The organism is Corallococcus sp. CA053C, from assembly GCF_003611675.1.
GTDB lineage: Bacteria > Myxococcota > Myxococcia > Myxococcales > Myxococcaceae > Corallococcus.
The window spans coordinates 1-15,920 of record NZ_RAWA01000216.1 but is presented as its reverse complement, the minus strand read 5'-3'; the positions used below and the strand labels follow the sequence as shown (position 1 = coordinate 15,920).

Genomic DNA, 15,920 nt, shown 5'->3' with positions numbered 1-15,920 from the left:
CCCCCGGTCCCACCGACACGCCAGGTCCCACGGTGGAGCCCGCGTCCACGACCGCGCCCGCGCCCACGTATGCAGGCCCGCGCACCGTCCCCGCGACGCGGGCCTCCGGGTGCACCCACGCCCCGTCCGCCCCGGCCTTCAGGCCCGCGAGCGGCGAGTCCTTCCCCAGCGCCTGGAGCGGCACGCGCCCTTCGAGCACGTCCCGCACCGTGGCGAGGTAGCGCGACGGCATGCCCAGGTCGGACCAGTACGCGTCCACCGCCTGCCCGCGGATTTTGAGGCCCGCCTGCATCACCCGCACGTAGACCTCGCGGTTGATGTCCTCGGGGCCTTCGGCCGTCATGAAGTCGAACACGCTGGGGGACATCACGTGCACGCCGGTGAAGTGCCACGGCTTGAGCCCGTCGCCGCCCGGGCCGTACCCCGCGATGCGCCGCACCTGCCCGCCCGCGTCCGTCTCCACCGCCGCGTACGTCTCCCCTTCCGGCATGGGCAGCAGCACCATGGTCGCCACCGCGCCGGACTCCCGGTGCGCCGCGACCACCGGCTTCAGGTCCACCGGGAAGAGGATGTCCCCGTTGAACACGAGGAAGTCGTCGCCGGAGAGGAAGTCGCGCAGGCCGCGGATGCCGCCGCCGGTGCCCTGGATGACGGGCTCGTGCACGACGTGCAGCGGCAGCCCCGCGCGCTCACACTCCGCGCGGGCCACGGCCGCCATGGTGTCCGGCAGGTGGTGGGTGTTGATGCCCACCGCCGTCACGCCCGCGGCCTTCAGCACCGCCAGGTGGTAGCGCAGGAGCGGCTGGCCCAGAAAAGGCATGGCCGGCTTGGGCCAGCGCTCGGTGAGCGGACGCAGGCGCGTGCCCAGGCCCGCGCAGAGGACCATGGCCTTCATGCGCTCAGGCCGCCAGCTCGGGCACGTACTTCGCCACCAGCTTCTGCAGCGGTGCCAGCTCCGGCCGGCGCGCGAACGCGGCCTTCACGTAGCGCAGGGACGCGGGGATGGACACCAGGAAGCCCGGGTTGCCCTTCACGCGGTTGATGAACTCGAAGCGCCCCGCGTCCTTCAGCTTGCGCTGGATGGTGAGCAGGTCGAAGAACGCCTTGAACTCCTTCGCGTCGATACGCTCCCCGCTCTCCTTCTCGAACGTGGCGATGTAGCGGTCCAACATCGTGTCCACGAAGTCGCGGTCCAGCTCCACGTAGCTGTCGCGCAGCAGCGCCACGAGGTCGTACTGGCGAGGGCCCTGGAGCGCGTCCTGGAAGTCGATGACGACGAGCTCGCCCTCCTTCACCATGATGTTGCGGCTCTGGTAGTCGCGGTGCGTGAAGCCGCGCGGCGCGGCCGCGAGCTGCTTCGCGATGTCCCGGAAGGTGGCGTCCAGCTCCGCGCGCTCCGCGTCGGTGGGCTTCTTGCCGCTCCAGGCCTCCAGGCCCCACTCGCGGAAGTGGTGCAGCTCCCAGTCGTACAGGTCCTCGTCGAAGGCGCGCGTGAAGGCCAGGCACTCCGGGTCCTGCTTCTTCTCCGCCTGCACGCGCAGGCGCGCCAGCAGCTCCACCGCGCGCGTGTAGAGCGCCTCGTTGTGACGGCCCCCCTCCAGCGCGGACTCGAAGGTGATGTCGCTCAGGTCCTCGAGGATCATGATGCCGGCGGGCTCGTCGTAGCGGAGGATGCGCGGCACGCGCACGCCCAGCCCGTCCAGGTAGCGGTGCACGTTGACGAAGGGCAGCTCCTTCGGGGGCTCACCCTTGGTGGCCTCATCGCTCTTCTTCGTCGCGTCCGGCGGCATCACCATCGCCACCCAGCTCTCCGGGGGCGACCCGACGCGGTAGTAGGAGCGACTGCTCGCCTCGCCCTTGAGCTTGGTGATGGATGCGTGGGGAACGGGACGGCCAATGGCCTGTCCCACCTGGTCGCGAAGGGCGGCCTCGAGTTCCATGCGGACGGGTGCTCCAGCGGGGGAAGGAGAATCGCTTCCGAGTATCGGAGGCACGGAAGGGCGGGTCAAAGCCCCCGTGGGCCTCGTGCCCGGCGACCGGCTGGCCTGTCGCCTAAGCGACGAGGGAGCCCCCGCGGGCGCCTCCCACCTGCACCCAGGTCCCCCGGAGGCCGTGGGAGGGGAAGCTGTCTTCCGTCCTGCCGCGTCAGGAAGCCCGGGAGGCCCCGGGCATGTTCCCCCTGGAGGGGCGGAGCACGTATAAGGCCCCGAGACCCCCCTTTTTCGGGAAGCCACGCACGATGGACATCAAAGAGAACATCCTCACCGCCATCGGCCACACGCCGCTGGTGAAGCTCAACAAGCTCGTCGGTCCGAACGACGCCACCGTGCTCGTGAAGTGCGAGTTCATGAACCCCGGCGCGTCCATCAAGGACCGCATGGCGCTCTACATCATCGAGAAGGCCGAACGGGAGGGCACGCTCAAGCCCGGCGGCACCATCGTGGAGAACACGTCCGGCAACACCGGCATGGGCGTGGCGCTGGCCGCGGCGGTGAAGGGCTACAAGTGCATCTTCACCATGCCGGACAAGATGTCCCTGGAGAAGATCAACCGCCTGAAGGCCATGGGCGCCCAGGTCGTCGTCACGCCGACGAACGTGCCGGCGGAAGACCCTCGCAGCTATTACGAGACCTCCAAGCGACTGGCCCGTGAGACGCCCGGCGCCTTCATGCTCAACCAGTACCACAACCCGGACAACATCGCGGCGCACTACGCGACCACGGGCCCGGAGATCCTCGAGCAGACCGAGGGCAAGTTCGACTACTTCGTGTCGGGCCTGGGCACCGGCGGCACGATGAGCGGCGCGGGCAAGTTCCTGAAGGAGAAGATCCCCGGCCTGAAGAACATCGGCGTGGATCCGGAGGGCTCCGTCTACGAGGGCTACTTCAAGACGGGCAAGCTCACCGAGCCGCACGTCTACAAGGTCGAGGGCATCGGCGAGGACATGCTCTGCGGCGCCATGGACTTCAAGGTCGTGGACGACGTGCGCCAGGTGGATGACCGCCAGTGCTTCAACGCGGCCCGCCGGCTCGCGCGCGAGGAGGGCATCTTCGCGGGTGGCTCGTCCGGCGCCGCGGTGCACGTCGCGGTGGAGCTGGCGAAGGAGATTGGCAAGGGGAAGACCATCGTCGTCGTCCTGCCGGACTCGGGCAGCAGCTACATCAGCAAGTTCCACTCGGATGAGTGGATGCGCGACAACGGCTTCATGCAGGAGAAGGGCGCCGGCACCGTGCGCGACATCATCGGCGCGAAGCCGCGCGAGCTGAAGACGGCGAAGCGCGGGGACCGCGTGGACCACGTGGTGGAGACGATGCGCAGCCACGGCATCAGCCAGATGCCCGTGGTGTCCGACGACGGCCGCGCCGTGGGCATGGTGCACGAGTACGACCTGCTCAACGCCCTGGTCGCGAACAAGGTGAAGTTCCAGGACAGCATCGACCCCATCGTCGCCCCGCTCCAGGGCGCGGTGTCCGCCGAGGCCAGCATCGACCGGCTGCGCGAAATCTTCGCGCGCGACAACGTGGCCGTGGTGAAGGACGGCGAGAAGGTCATCGCCATCGTCACGAAGATCGACCTCATCGACCACCTGCACCGCACCGCCGCGTAAGGCGACGCGGGCAGCAGCCGCCTGAAACACCGAGGGCCCGGAAGGAGGAGAGAACCTCCCTTCGGGCCCTTCGTGCATCGGTTCGAACGTGCGCTGCTTACGGATCCGGCTTCGTCAGGTCCAGGGCCACCATGTGGAAGCCCGGACCCACGTGGATGAAGCCGAAGCGCTTGGCGCGCTCCATGATGACGTCCAGCTGCGAGTAGCCCAGGAGCAGCTTGAAGCCCAGCCGCCGGGCCTCGTCGCGAATCGCGGCGACGATGGCGTTGACGGCCTCGTTGCGAACTTCCTTGCTCAGCCCGGGGGCGGCGATGATCCCTTCGATCAGCGCCACCGAGCTGTCCGTCCGGTACAGGAAGCCCGCCGCCTTGTCCGGGACCACGAAGCCCGTCTGAGGAAGGGCATCCGGGGTCATGGTCTCGTCCCATGGCTTGCGCCACAGCTCGAGCAACCCATGGTGAAGCTTGGGGTCGAAGGGGATGGGCTTCATGGACTAGCCGAGGAAGGTGGACATGCGCTGAGCGGCCAGCTCGGCGACGTTGCCCATGCCCTGCTCGCCGAACGGGCTCTTCTTGTTGGCCTTGAACAGGTCGCCGATGATGTCCGTGACCTTGCCCTTGCCGGACACGAGGTTCAGCGCGCCGGACAGCAGGCTGTTGCCACCCGCGCCGTCCATCAGGCCGGAGTTGGCGAACATGCCCATCGCATTCTTGAGCACGCCTCCGCCCGGGATGAGGTCGGTGGCCGCGCCCAGCAGCGCCTGCAGGGGGTTCTTGCCCTGCATCAGGCCGCTGGCGAAGCCCATCGCCGCGCCCAGAAGCGGGTTCACCATCGTCACGAACGGCTTGACGATGTCCATCACCTTGCCGAGTGCCTTGCCGATGCCGCCCATGGTCTGATCCTTTTCGGGAGGGCCGCGAGGCAGCCCTCGAAGTGAGACTTACAGACGGATTCTCTGTCGGCCGGCGAATTAGTTTCCCCTCCTTGAATAAATGGAATTCAGGAAGGGAAAGCCCCGCGATTCCGGGGCTTTACAGCGCCTGACAGGGCGACTCAGGGTTTGATCGGGCCCTTCTTCGCGGCGGCCGGGTCCACGGCGGCGCCGGGCTTGGGGGCCACGGGCTGTCCCGGCTTGGGCGAGGCCCCGAGCGCGGCGCTGTAGCGCTGCTCGTGGCTCTTGTCGCTGCTGAAGCCGTCGCGCTGCTGGGCGGGGCTGATGACGATCTCCCCGTCGATGATCTTCTGCAGGTGGGTCTGGATCTCCTCCACCGTGGCGATCTTCGGGTCGCGCGCCTTCAGCTCCTCGTCCGGGGTGATGACGAGCTGGGGCGGCTTGTCCGGGTGGATGGCGTAGTCGAGGATCTTCTCCACGTACTGCTCGATGGGCAGCTTGAGCATCTCCGCCTGCTGCTTCACGTCCGCGTCGGCCAGCAGCTCCGCGCGGACCACTTCCACCGGACGCTTCAGACGGCTGGGCGCCGGAGGCGGCACCACTTCGTTCTTGTCGGACATGGGCTTCTCCTTGGGGGCCTATTGGTAGCCCAGGTTGACCCTGGAACTCAAAGTGTCCGGGTTTTCGCTACGACGCCGGGGGGCGGCGGGCGAAGAGCGCGGTGGCCAGCTCCGTCATCACCACGTCGCCGTGCTGGTTGAGGACCTCGAAGCGGAACTTGAGCGCGCCCCGATCCGGCTTGCTGGTGGAGGGCCGGGCCTCCAGCGTCTCGATGCGCACGGTGAGCGCATCGCCCGGGCGCACCGGCTTCTTCCAGCGCAGCTCATCCAGGCCCGGCGAGCCCATGCTGGCGGCCTGGCCCAAGAGCCCCTCCACGAGCAGCTTGTGGCAGATGGCGGCGGTGTGCCAACCGCTGGCGATGATGCCGCCGTAGATGCTCTGGCGCGCGGCCTCCTCGTCGACGTGGAAGGGCTGGGGGTCGAACTGGCGCGCGAACGCGAGGATCTCCTCGCGCGTCACCACGTACGGCCCCCGCTCCATCACCTCACCAATGGGAAAGTCCTCGAAGTAGCGCATGGTGTCCCTTCCCTACCCTCCAGCGGGCCCCTCGGCCAGGGCGAAGCTACGGGCGGAGGAAGCGGTCCTCCGGATCCGCCACGGACTCGGCGGTGTCCGCGGGAGGCACCGGGCTGTCGACGCGCGGCCCCGGGCCGTCCACCGGCGCAGGCGGCGTGTCCCGCCCCTCCGCGTCCTCCAACGCGCTGGCCTGCACCCGGGCCGCCGTGGGCAGCGTCTTCTTCAGGGTGAGCGTGTCGCGCACGGTGTTGCTGGAGGTGATGAGCCGGGCCACCAGCGTGCCGCCGTCCACCGTCACGTCCAGGAAGCCGTAGGCCGCGGCGTCACGCTCCGCGCTCCACGTGGGCTGGGGGGTGGCGAAGGCGCGGAGCGTGGCGCCGCCGCTGCCCACCACGAGGTACGGGATGCCGCGCTGGGTGGAGGACGCCATCGCGTCGCCGAACATGGGCTTGCTGCGCTCGTAGTCGTGATCATGGCCGGTGAGGACCAGGTCCACGCCGTACTTCTCGAACAGCGGGCCGAACTGTCGGCGCATCGTGAGCTGCGAGCCGTGCTCGCCGCTGGACCAGGACGGGTGGTGGAAGAAGGCCACCGTCCACGGTCGCGTGTTCGCGGCCAGGTCCGCCTCCGCCCACGCCCTCTGCGCGGAGAGAGTGCAGCGGTCCGCGGACGCGAGCCCCACCGCGCAGTTCGAGTCCAGGGAGAGGAAGTGCACCGGGCCCCAGTCGAACGAGTAGTAGCGCTCGGTGCCCGCCGGGTTGTTGGCCGGCAGGTAGAGGTTGTCCAGGTAGGGCTGCGCCTGGTTCGTCACGTACTCGTGGTTGCCGGGCGTGGCGAACATGGGCACTTCACGCAAGAGCCCCGCCATGGGCGTGAAGAGGTGCGCCTGGAACTCCGCGTCCGTGCCGTCGGGGTACGCGTTGTCACCCAGCGCCAGCAGCAGCTCCGACCGCCACGCGGGCTGCGCCATCACCGCCATCACCTTCGCCTGCGCGCTGCCGCCGGTGCCGAAGTCGCCCATCGCGGTGAAGTGCGCGCGGGTGGCGGTGGACAGCGTGGACGTCTGGAAGCTGCGCAGGCCGGTGCGGCTGCCGCACGCCTCCACCACGTAGCCGTAGGTGCGGCCCGCGGACAGGCCCGACAGCTTCACCGCGTGGCGCGTGCCCGCCACACCGGCGCTCACGGTGGACGTGAGGTTGGTGCCTTCGCCATAGCGCACGGACGGCGTGCAGGGGGTGGCGGTGCGGAAGGCCACGATGGCGCTGGTCTGCTTCACGCTCTGCAGGTACGGCAGGCGAGGCAGCGCGGTGCCGGAGTCCGACGTGGACGGGGGCGCGGCCGCCGCGCACGCGCGCGTCTCCGCGATGGAGCTCCAGTCGTTCACCGTGTTGCCGTTGACGGTGATGCGCACGTAGCGCGCGTTGCGGGAGGAGAACGACGTCGTCTGCGCGGACGTGTTGAGGGCGCTGTCACCCGCGTACGCCTGGGTGAAGGTGACGCCGTCCTGCGAGGTGGAGAGGACGAAGTGGTTCTGGCGCTCGTTGCCCCGGTGCCACGCGATGGTAGTGCCGGTGAGAGCCTGCACGTTGCCCAGATCCATCTGGAGCCAGACGCCCGTGCCCTGCGCGCTCCAGCGCGTGGCGAGGTCGTCGTCCTGCGTGTTGGAGGGGACGTTGCCGTCGTCGGCGCTGGCCGTCACCGCCTTCGCGGCGAGGACGTTGCAGTTCGACGCGGTGAGAGAGGCCTCCCCTCCTTCCGCCGCCGGGGTCGGCAGCGAGGCAGGAGGGAAGTCCGAGTCAGTGGGAGCAGGCGGGGACTCGCAGCCAGTCACGAGCCACGCGCCCAGGAGGCAGGTGGAGCCAAGCAGTCGGTTACGCATCGCGGCGGGAACGTTGTGCACCAACCAACATTCCCCCTGCCCTGGAGGGCTCCCTGGCCGCCTGCCCGGCAGCTTGGAGGAGAGGCGGGGACTACTTCACCCGCTCGAGCGCCTGTCCGAGGTCGTCGATGAGGTCCTGCGCGTCCTCGATGCCCACCGACAGGCGGATGAAGCCGTCGGCGATGCCCAGCTTCTCGCGCGTCTCCTTGGGGACGGAGGCGTGGGTCATGATGGCGGGGTGCTCGATGAGGGACTCGACGCCGCCCAGCGATTCGGCGCAGGCGAAGACCTTCACCGTCTTGAGGAAGGTGCGCGCCGCCTCCAGGCCGCCGTGGATGTCGAACGTCACCATGCCGCCGAAGCCCGTCATCTGCTGGCGCGCCAGGGCGTGCTGCGGGTGCGTCTCCAGGCCCGGGTAGGTGACCTTCTTCACCTGCTTGTGCGTCGCGAGGTACTGCGCGACCTTCATCGCGTTCTGCGCGTGGCGGTCCATGCGCACGTGCAGCGTCTTCACGCCGCGCAGCACGAGGAAGCTGTCGAAGGCGCCGGACACGCCGCCCACGGCGTTCTGCAGGAAGTACATCCGCTCCGCGATGTCGTCGCGGCTGGTGCAGACGAAGCCGCCCACCACGTCGCTGTGGCCGTTGAGGTACTTCGTCGTGGAGTGCGCGACGACGTCGAAGCCCAGCGCCAGCGGCTTCTGGAAGTACGGCGTCATGAACGTGTTGTCCGCGACGGACAGGATGCCGCGCTTCTTGGCGACCTCCGCGATGCGGCCCAGGTCGATGAGCTTGAGCATCGGGTTCGTGGGCGTCTCCACCCAGACCATCTTCGTCTTCGGGGTGATGGCCGCCTCGAAGTTCTCCGGCTTGGAGAGGTCCACGAAGGAGAAGTTCAGGCCCGAGCGCTTGAACACCTTGTCGAAGATGCGGAAGGTGCCGCCGTACACGTCGTCGGAGACGATGACGTGGTCACCGACCTCCAGCATGTGCATCAGCATGTCCGTGCCAGCGAGACCGGACGCGAACGCGGCGCCGTACTTCGCGCCCTCCAGCGCGGCCAGGCAGTCCTGCAGTGCCTTGCGCGTGGGGTTCTGCGTGCGGCTGTACTCGTAGCCCTTGTGCTCCCCCGGCCCGTCCTGGACGTAGGTGGAGGACAGGTAGACGGGCGTCATGATGGCGCCCGTGGTGGGGTCCGGCTCCTGGCCGGCATGGATGGCGAGCGTGTCGAAGCGCATGGCCCGCGAACTAACACAGTCCCACCGGCCGCGCAGCGTCCCCGGGTGGCCTTCGGAGCCCTACTCGAACTTGCCGTGCCGGCCCGCTCCCCCGGCGAAGCGCGTGGCCCCGGTGATGGACTCCGTCTGGACCACCTTCACCCCCTCCTGGAACTCGTGGCGCAGCGCGTCTTCCAGGCCCAGGTGTGCCTGCGTGTAGGCGGACCTCCGGTCCGCGTTCATGCACGCCTGGGGAAAGGCCGCCAGCTGGTGGGCCAGCGCCTCCGCCGCCTGCCGGGCCTCGCCCTTCGGCACCACGCGGTTGACCAGCCCCATGCCCAGCGCCTCCGCGGCGGACACGGGCCGGCCGGTGAGGATGAGGTCCAGGGCCCGGGACAGGCCAATCAGGCGCGGCAGGCGCACGGTGCCCCCGTCGATGAGGGGCACGCCCCAGCGGCGGCAGAAGACGCCCAGCACCGCGTCCTCCTCCGCCACGCGCAAATCACACCACAGGGCCAGCTCCAGCCCACCCGCCACCGCATGTCCGGCGATGCCCGCCACCACCGGCTTGGAGAGCATCAGGCGCGACGGTCCCATGGGCCCGTCCCCGTCCGGCTCCAGGCGGAGCAGGCGCCCTTCGGACACGGCCTTCAGGTCCGCGCCCGCGCAGAACGTGCCCGCGTCCCCGAAGAGGACGCCCACGCGCGCGTCGGGGTCCGCGTCGAAGGCGCGGAAGGCGTCCGCCAGCGCCTCGGCCGTGTCGCGGTCCACGGCGTTGCGCACCTCCGGACGGTGGAGGATGACGGTGGTGACGGGGCCGCTCTTCTCGACGCGCACGCTCATGGCCCCGGGTTTTCCCCCGCCCCGCGTCCAGCCTGCAATATGAGGGGCGGCGCGCGGGTGTGGAACAGGAAGGACCGACGGGGCATGGCGGACGAAGAGAAGCAGCAGACGCAGGGCGCGGCGGCCGGCACCGGCATGTTCGAGAACCGCCTGCGCAAGAACGCGAAGCGCCTGGGCAAGTGGGCCCGCGCGCAGGGGCTCACCGCCTTCCGCGTCTACGACCGGGACATCCCCGAGTACTCCTACGCCGTGGACCTCTACGGCGACCACGCGCACGTCGTGGAGTACCCGCGCCGCAAGGCCCACGCGAAGGGTGGCACCACCGACACGGAGCGAGCGGAGGTGCTCGCCGCCGTCACCGCGGTCCTGGGCGTACCCACCGAGCGCATCTCCGTGAAGACGCACACGCCCCAGCCGTGGGGCCGCTCGCAGTACGGCCGCGTGGGCCAGGGCAGTGAGCGGCTGGTGGTGGAGGAGCAGGGGCTGAAGTTCTGGGTGAACCTGGGCGACTACCTGGACACCGGCCTCTTCATGGACCACCGCAACACCCGCGCGCGCGTGCGCACGGAGGCCAAGGGTAAGCAGTTCCTCAACCTCTTCGCGTACACGGGTGCGTTCACGGTGTACGCAGCGGCCGGGGGCGCGGCGGGCAGCGTGAGCGTGGACCTGTCCAACACGTACCTGGATTGGGCCGAGGACAACCTCGTGCTCAACGGGCTGGCGGATCCGCGCCACGTGCTCATCCGCGCGGACGCGAAGGCGTGGCTGGAGGACCAGGCCCGGCACGGCGAGGAGCGGTTCGATCTCATCGTCTGCGACCCGCCGTCGTTCTCCACGTCGAAGAAGATGGCGGGGAACTTCGACGTGCAGCGCGACCACGTGCGGATGCTCGAACACCTCCAGGCGCTGCTCACGCCGGGAGGTGTCCTCTACTTCTCCACCAACTACCTGGGCTTCGAACTGAAGGACTCCGCGACCCGGGGCCTGGAGCAGGTGGAGGAGCTCACCCCCCGCTCCATCCCCGAGGACTTCCACCGCAAGGAGATCCACCGCTGCTGGCGCATGGTGGCCCCCTCGCGTTGAAGCGTCAGCCGCGGACGGCGACTACAGCCAGCAGACGTTGTCCTGGCAGCGCTCGCCGGACGGGCACTCGCAGTTGGCCTGGCAGGCCTTGCCCGAACCGTTGTTCACGGGCTTGCACTGGCCGCTGTTGCAGACCTGGCCGGCGGGGCACTCGCAGTTGACCCGGCACACCGAACCGGAGGTGCCCGCGTCGGGCGTGGGCTGCGCGGGGGGCAGCTTGCAGTGGCCGCTGGTGCAGACCTCACCGGACGGGCACTCGCAGTTCACCGTGCAGGACAGGTTGCTGCCGGTGCCCGCGTCGGGCGTGGGCAGCTTGCAGTGACCGCTGTTGCAGACCTGGCCGGAGGGGCAATCGCAGTTGGCCTGGCACGCCTGGCCCGGGTCCGGCTGCGGCGACTTGCACTGGCCGCTGGTGCAGACCTGACCGGCGGGGCACTCGCAGTTGGCCTTGCACGCGCCGCCCGACGGAATGGGCAGGCAGTAGCCAATCTCGCACTTCGTCTCCGCCGAGCACTCCGTGGTGGAGGAGCACGGCGTGCGGCACTGGCCGTTCACGCAGTCGTGGCCCGTCGGGCACTGGGCCTGCGTGGTGCAGGCGTTCGGATCCTGCTGGCGCGGCTGGCAGAGGCCCTGGACGCAGGTGCCGGTGGGGCCGCACTTGGTGTCGTCCGTGCAGCCCTTCTTGCAGACCCCGTTGATGCAGTAGTTGTCCTGACCGCAGTCCGTATTGACCCGGCAGACCGGGGCGGAGCCGCCGTCCGTGGTGCCCGCGTCAGGGCGGGTGCCGCCGTCGGTGCCGGCGTCGGGCTTCGTGCCGGCGTCAGGCTTCGTGCCGGCATCGGGCTTCGTGCCGCCATCCCTGGGGGTGCTGGTGGACGGCGTGCAGAAGTTCTCCTGGCAGCGGCCGGAGGAGCCGCAGTCCGAGTCGCGGTAGCAGGACTGGGCGCACCAGCCGTTGATGCACATCTGCGAGCCGGGGCACTCGCTGGAGTACACGCAGGAGGTGGAGCTGGAATCCAGGTCCCAGCAGCTGCCGGCGCGACAGTATTGGTTGGAGCCACAGTCCGTCGTGCTGACACAGCTGGAGTTGGAATCGTAGTCGTCGTCGGGCCAGTACCCGTCACCGCGCGTATCGAGGATGCAACCCGACAACAGGCCTAACAGCGCAAGGAACGGCACGAACAGCATGCCGCGAAGCGAGGTGTTCCTCATGAGTGGGGGCTCCAAAGGAATAGGATGGGTCCGGACCGGCCACCGGGGGGGTCATCCGATTTCGAGAGCCTTCGACGCAAGGGGGGGCCAGATTGATCAAATAATTTTGATCTTTTTTCGTCTCTCCGGAGACCGATGGGCACGGAGGCAGTGTGCTCGTCTGGACCCGCAACACAGACTGGGGGGCGATCCTCGATGGAGGAATCGCCTGGCGTCCCCGCGAAGGAGGAGCGCAGGTGTTCATCCGTGGCGCGCGCTCGTGGGCGACCTCCGCCTCGCCCGAAGCCGGGTCGGGCGACGCCACCGCGCGCGGGCCATCCACGGATGACGCCTACCTCTGCCGCCTGGTGCACCGCGTCCAGGAGGGGGAGCTCGCCGCCTTCGAGCAGCTCTATGAGGCCACCCGGGAGGAGGCGGCGCGGACGCTGCGCCACCTGGTGGGAAACCGCGTGGAGGTGGAGGACCTGCTCCAGGAGACGTACCTGCGGCTGCTCACGGCGGTGAAGGGGTTCCGGGGCGAGTCGCGCTTCCGCACCTTCCTCTACCGGGTGTGCTCCAACGTGGCGCTCAGCCACCTGCGCTGGAAGCGGCGCCGGCCGGAGGACTCCTTCGCGGACCCGCCGGAGGTGGTGTCGCCGGGGGAGGACCCGGAGCGCGCCGCGGAGCGTCGTCAGGCGGCGCGGCTGGTGGAGGCGGCGCTCGAGAAGCTCAAGCCGAAGAAGCGGATCGTCTTCGTCTACCACGAGCTGTGCGGCATGAGCCCGGACGAGATCGCCCTGGCCGTGGGAAGCTCCACCCACACCGTGCGCAGCCGACTGCACCACGCGAGAGTGGAGTTCACCGAAGCCATGCAGCGTCTGGTCGTCGCCCGTCCGGTGGGAGGGTCCCATGGCCGGTCATGAGACCCACGCCCTGTGGGCCCTGGCCGCGGACGAGCTGGACGCGGGAGCGCGGGCCCGGGTGGAGGCGCACCTCCAGGCGTGTGCCGCGTGCTCGGACGAGTGGAAGCGGGTGCAGGAGGCCCGGGCGCTGCTGCACACCGCGCGCGCGGTGGAGCCCGCGGTGCGGTGGGAGGAGACGGGAGCGAAGCTGAAGGCGGCCGCGGCGAAGCGGCTGGCCCGTCCTGAACGTCGGTACCTGTCGCCCTGGGCGCTCACGCTCGCGGGGGCCTGCGCCGTCGCGCTCGTGCTGTGGCTGGGCGGTTCCCTGTCGAGGAAGAGCGAGGGAGGCGCGGTCCCCGTCCTCGCGAACCAGACCGCGCGCGACGCGGAGGTTCCGGCGGCTCCCGCGCCCGTGGTGGCCCGGGAGGAATCAGGGATGGTCGCGGTGCGGGAGGAGGTCAGCCCCACCACCGAGGCGGAGCACGTCACCGGCGCGGTGATGCGCGAGGCCACGGGGTCGGAACATGCGCTGGCGCCGGGCATGCGGCTGCGCTCGGGTGTGGCGGTGCGCACGCCCGCGAAGGCCTCGGCGGTGCTGCGGCTTCCGGACGCGAGCCGGGTGCGGCTGTCGGCGGGCTCGGACGTGGTGTTCGCTCGCGCGGAGACGAACGCGGTGCACCTCACGGTGCAGCAGGGACGGCTCTCCGTGAGTGCCTCGCATGCCCAGCGGGAGCGGTTCCTCGTGGAGTCCGCGGGCCTGCGCGTCTCCGTCGTGGGGACGGTCTTCTCCGTGGAGCGCACGTCCAGGGGTGCGGCGGTGGCGGTGCTCGAAGGACGCGTGCGCGTGGATGCGGACGGACAGCCGCCGCGCTTCGTGAACGCGGGCGAGCGCGTGGAACTCGCGGAGGAAGGAGGGGCGCTCAAGCCGCGTGCGCTCTCCGCCGGAGACCGGCAGGCGTTCCAGGAGCTGAGGGCCGCCGAGCCGCAACCGGAAGTCGGGAGCGTCGCTCCCGCGCTGAAGGGAGTATCGAGGAGCGGTGCGGCTTCGGGTCGTCAGGATGCAGCACGGGACACGACGGTCGCCGCGAAGATGCCGACGGGTGGAGCCCCCCCGTCGGTGAGCAGTCGCACACCGCTCCCATCTGTTGCCACGACCTCCAATCCCTTGGAGGCCATCGCGGATCCCAAGGCCGCGCCGCCCGTGGGTCAAGGCAAGCCTCTCCAGCCCGTTGCCTCGGCCCCCGACCCGTCTGTTGGCACCGCCTCCAATTCCTTGGAGGCCCCTGCCCCGTCCTCCGAGGCCACGCCTCCACAGAACGACGCCACCGTGGCCGCGACCCCAACCGGGTCATCGGACGACTTCGCGCCCTACCCCGGTTCCACGGGTGACGCGCTCGCGTCCTCCGCGCCCCTGGCGACTCCGGGCTCCGTGCAGGCGCCTTCCGTGGCCCCGGTGACTCCCACGCAGCCCAAGCGGCGCAAGACGTTGGGCATGCTCGTCCCGGGTGGCCTCCTGTCGGACGACTCCGATGAGCGCTTCCTCGGCTACGCCAAGGTGCAGCTCCAGGCCTCGACGTGCGGACGCTTCCTCGTCGGGCTGGGAGAGATCGCCGCGGCCAGCCCTCGCGCGAACCACCGCGAGGAAGCCCGTGTCCTGCGGGGCCGCTGCTTCGCCAAGCAGCGCCAGCCCGCCGCCGCCGAGGACGAGTACCGCCAGTACCTCCGCGAGTACCCCAACGGCCGCTACGCCTCCGAGGCCCGCCTCACCCTGGGCATGTCGGCCGCGCCGGCGCCGGAAGCCCCCGCGAGCGCTCCCGCGCCCCTGCCGAAGCCCGTTCCCGTCACGCCGCGCTGGGGGTCACCCGGGGAAGCAGTCTCGCCCCAGCGAGCGCCCGTCAGCCCCGGGGCTCCTCGTCGCTGGTGAAGTCCGCGTCCACCTCGCCCCCCTCGCTCCGGGGGCGACGGAAGGACGCGGGGCCCTCGGCGGGCTCGGTGCTCGCGGGCACCTCCGAGGCCTCGAAACGCCGGGCGTCCTGGAAGGGCCCCGGTGGACGCAGGGGTTCGACGGGCTCACCGTCCGGCACGGGCCCGACGCCGAAGTGCGTGACGCGCACGGCGCCCGAGCGCAGCGTCTGCTCCAACGAGCCGCGGACGCGGGCCGTCACCCAGCGACGCAGCGGCGGCACCATCAGCGCCAGCCCGAGCACGTCCGAGATGAATCCCGGCGCGATGAGCAGCGCGCCGCCCATCATCACCAGCACCCCGCTGAGGAGCCCCTCCTCGGGCACTCCACCGCCGGCCATGGCCTCACGCCAGTTGCGGAACACCCGCTCGCCCTGCTTCCGGGCGATGAGGCTTCCCAGCACGGCGGAAGCAGCCAACAGCGCGAGCGTCCCCCCCAGCCCGATGTGATGCCCGAGCGTGATGAGCAGGTACAGCTCCGCCAGGGGCAACAGGATGCAGACGATGACGAGGGCCTTGAGCACGACGCCACGTTAACGCCAGACGCACTCCCGTGCTCATTCGCCGTTGAGCTTTGCTGTCAGGAGCTTCATCACGAAGTACAGCAGGGCGAAGCCACCCACCCCGAACAGGACGAGCCGAGTCGCCAGCGACATCCCCGGTCCGCGCGGGGTGTAGCGGGCCGCCGCGTCCATCGCCTCGGCCAGGCCGGGCGTGATCTCCATGGGGGTGGCCGTGAGTGAATACCGGTGCGTGCGGGCGTACTGCTCCACGACGCGCTCCACGTCCGCGGGCCCCAGCACCTGCCCCAGCTGCGGGTCGAACAGCCGGGCATCCGCCTCGCGGGCCAGCAGGGTCGCCTCCGCCAGCACCTCGCGGATGAAGGCCGGCTGGTCCGACAGCGGCACGCGCAGCTCCGTGGCCACCACCCGGCCCTTGTCGCGCAGGGGCAGCACCTCCACGTCGCCCCGCGACAGGTTCCACTCGTGCACGCCGTCCGGGCGGACGGTCCCCGGCCTTGCCGCCAGCAGGGCTTCCACCCGCGACAGGTCGTAGGGAACGCCCGGGGCCATCGCCTGCAGGACCAACTCGTATCTCACGCGGGTTACGAGTATACGCCGCGCGGGGCGGTACCCGCTCCCCTTCCCTTTTCGAGAACGCCCCCATGAAGCCTCCCGCGACCGGGGGGAAGGTCGCTGGGGCTGGAG

16 protein-coding genes are annotated in these 15,920 nt (G+C 70.1%); 4 read left to right on the top strand and 12 right to left on the bottom strand.

Annotated features, from left to right (window positions below):
* Together D7V97_RS25645 and D7V97_RS25640 are read right to left on the bottom strand one after the other, a co-directional pair.
* Window positions 1-895 (bottom strand): nucleotidyltransferase family protein (locus D7V97_RS25645; protein WP_120613270.1); only part of this gene is annotated, 895 nt, incomplete at its 3' end.
* A gap of 4 nt (window positions 896-899) precedes the next feature.
* A complete protein-coding gene (locus D7V97_RS25640) occupies window positions 900-1,940 on the bottom strand; it encodes an aminoglycoside phosphotransferase family protein (RefSeq protein WP_120613269.1) in 1,041 nt (346 codons plus the stop codon).
* A gap of 299 nt (window positions 1,941-2,239) precedes the next feature.
* On the opposite strand from D7V97_RS25640, the gene D7V97_RS25635 reads away from it, so the two are divergent.
* On the top strand, window positions 2,240-3,607 hold the full coding sequence (locus D7V97_RS25635) for a pyridoxal-phosphate dependent enzyme (protein ID WP_120613268.1): 1,368 nt from the start codon (window positions 2,240-2,242) through the stop codon (window positions 3,605-3,607).
* Between the two features lie 97 nt (window positions 3,608-3,704).
* Here D7V97_RS25635 and D7V97_RS25630 read toward each other — a convergent pair whose 3' ends face one another.
* The 7 genes from D7V97_RS25630 to D7V97_RS25600 form a co-directional block, all read right to left on the bottom strand.
* Complete coding sequence (locus D7V97_RS25630; RefSeq protein WP_120613267.1) at window positions 3,705-4,097, bottom strand: hypothetical protein; 393 nt, start codon at window positions 4,095-4,097, stop codon at window positions 3,705-3,707.
* A 3-nt stretch (window positions 4,098-4,100) separates the two neighbouring features.
* A complete protein-coding gene (locus D7V97_RS25625) occupies window positions 4,101-4,499 on the bottom strand; it encodes a hypothetical protein (protein WP_120613266.1) in 399 nt (132 codons plus the stop codon).
* A 161-nt stretch (window positions 4,500-4,660) separates the two neighbouring features.
* Window positions 4,661-5,119: a hypothetical protein gene (locus D7V97_RS25620; RefSeq protein WP_120613265.1), complete on the bottom strand. Its 459-nt coding sequence runs from the start codon at window positions 5,117-5,119 to the stop codon at window positions 4,661-4,663.
* 67 nt (window positions 5,120-5,186) lie between these two features.
* Window positions 5,187-5,636 (bottom strand): MaoC family dehydratase, encoded by a 450-nt coding sequence (locus D7V97_RS25615; protein ID WP_120613264.1) that lies wholly within the window; start codon window positions 5,634-5,636, stop codon window positions 5,187-5,189.
* 46 nt (window positions 5,637-5,682) lie between these two features.
* Entirely contained in the window at window positions 5,683-7,515 is a 1,833-nt protein-coding gene (locus D7V97_RS25610; protein WP_120613263.1) for a discoidin domain-containing protein, read from the bottom strand.
* Between the two features lie 91 nt (window positions 7,516-7,606).
* Window positions 7,607-8,752 (bottom strand): cystathionine gamma-synthase, encoded by a 1,146-nt coding sequence (locus D7V97_RS25605; protein ID WP_120613262.1) that lies wholly within the window; start codon window positions 8,750-8,752, stop codon window positions 7,607-7,609.
* Window positions 8,753-8,812: 60 nt separating this feature from the next.
* Entirely contained in the window at window positions 8,813-9,574 is a 762-nt protein-coding gene (locus D7V97_RS25600) for a crotonase/enoyl-CoA hydratase family protein (RefSeq protein ID WP_120613261.1), read from the bottom strand.
* An 84-nt stretch (window positions 9,575-9,658) separates the two neighbouring features.
* On the opposite strand from D7V97_RS25600, the gene D7V97_RS25595 reads away from it, so the two are divergent.
* On the top strand, window positions 9,659-10,657 hold the full coding sequence (locus D7V97_RS25595; protein ID WP_199728931.1) for a class I SAM-dependent methyltransferase: 999 nt from the start codon (window positions 9,659-9,661) through the stop codon (window positions 10,655-10,657).
* A 21-nt stretch (window positions 10,658-10,678) separates the two neighbouring features.
* Here the strand turns inward: D7V97_RS25595 and D7V97_RS25590 are convergent, their stop codons facing one another.
* Window positions 10,679-11,869 carry a Dickkopf N-terminal cysteine-rich domain-containing protein gene (locus D7V97_RS25590; protein WP_120613259.1) on the bottom strand — a complete coding sequence of 397 codons (1,191 nt, stop codon included), beginning with the start codon at window positions 11,867-11,869 and terminating at the stop codon, window positions 10,679-10,681.
* 236 nt (window positions 11,870-12,105) lie between these two features.
* Here D7V97_RS25590 and D7V97_RS25585 point away from each other — a divergent pair, with 236 nt between their 5' ends.
* Window positions 12,106-12,771: an RNA polymerase sigma factor gene (locus D7V97_RS25585; RefSeq protein ID WP_120613258.1), complete on the top strand. Its 666-nt coding sequence runs from the start codon at window positions 12,106-12,108 to the stop codon at window positions 12,769-12,771.
* Window positions 12,758-14,674, top strand: a complete 1,917-nt coding sequence (locus D7V97_RS25580) for a FecR domain-containing protein (protein WP_120613257.1) — start codon at window positions 12,758-12,760, stop codon at window positions 14,672-14,674. The genes D7V97_RS25585 and D7V97_RS25580 overlap by 14 nt, the downstream gene beginning before the upstream one ends.
* On the opposite strand, the gene D7V97_RS25575 is transcribed toward D7V97_RS25580, so the two are convergent.
* Entirely contained in the window at window positions 14,646-15,236 is a 591-nt protein-coding gene (locus D7V97_RS25575; protein ID WP_120613256.1) for an FxsA family protein, read from the bottom strand. The two genes, D7V97_RS25580 and D7V97_RS25575, sit on opposite strands and share 29 nt — an antisense overlap.
* A gap of 33 nt (window positions 15,237-15,269) precedes the next feature.
* Window positions 15,270-15,812 carry a hypothetical protein gene (locus tag D7V97_RS25570; protein ID WP_120613255.1) on the bottom strand — a complete coding sequence of 181 codons (543 nt, stop codon included), beginning with the start codon at window positions 15,810-15,812 and terminating at the stop codon, window positions 15,270-15,272.
* Between the last annotated feature and the right edge of the window lie 108 nt (window positions 15,813-15,920).

Bases quoted from the DNA above. Each gene is read 5' to 3' on its own strand.
- D7V97_RS25610 (WP_120613263.1), bottom strand. From the start codon at position 7,515: ATGCGTAACCGACTGCTTGGCTCCACCTGCCTCCTGGGCGCGTGGCTC.
- D7V97_RS25615 (WP_120613264.1), bottom strand. From the start codon at position 5,636: ATGCGCTACTTCGAGGACTTTCCCATTGGTGAGGTGATGGAGCGGGGG.
- D7V97_RS25595 (WP_199728931.1), top strand. From the start codon at position 9,659: ATGGCGGACGAAGAGAAGCAGCAGACGCAGGGCGCGGCGGCCGGCACC.
- D7V97_RS25635 (WP_120613268.1), top strand. From the start codon at position 2,240: ATGGACATCAAAGAGAACATCCTCACCGCCATCGGCCACACGCCGCTG.
- D7V97_RS25580 (WP_120613257.1), top strand. From the start codon at position 12,758: ATGGCCGGTCATGAGACCCACGCCCTGTGGGCCCTGGCCGCGGACGAG.
- D7V97_RS25625 (WP_120613266.1), bottom strand. From the start codon at position 4,499: ATGGGCGGCATCGGCAAGGCACTCGGCAAGGTGATGGACATCGTCAAG.
- D7V97_RS25620 (WP_120613265.1), bottom strand. From the start codon at position 5,119: ATGTCCGACAAGAACGAAGTGGTGCCGCCTCCGGCGCCCAGCCGTCTG.
- D7V97_RS25600 (WP_120613261.1), bottom strand. From the start codon at position 9,574: ATGAGCGTGCGCGTCGAGAAGAGCGGCCCCGTCACCACCGTCATCCTC.
- D7V97_RS25590 (WP_120613259.1), bottom strand. From the start codon at position 11,869: ATGAGGAACACCTCGCTTCGCGGCATGCTGTTCGTGCCGTTCCTTGCG.
- D7V97_RS25605 (WP_120613262.1), bottom strand. From the start codon at position 8,752: ATGCGCTTCGACACGCTCGCCATCCATGCCGGCCAGGAGCCGGACCCC.
- D7V97_RS25630 (WP_120613267.1), bottom strand. From the start codon at position 4,097: ATGAAGCCCATCCCCTTCGACCCCAAGCTTCACCATGGGTTGCTCGAG.
- D7V97_RS25640 (WP_120613269.1), bottom strand. From the start codon at position 1,940: ATGGAACTCGAGGCCGCCCTTCGCGACCAGGTGGGACAGGCCATTGGC.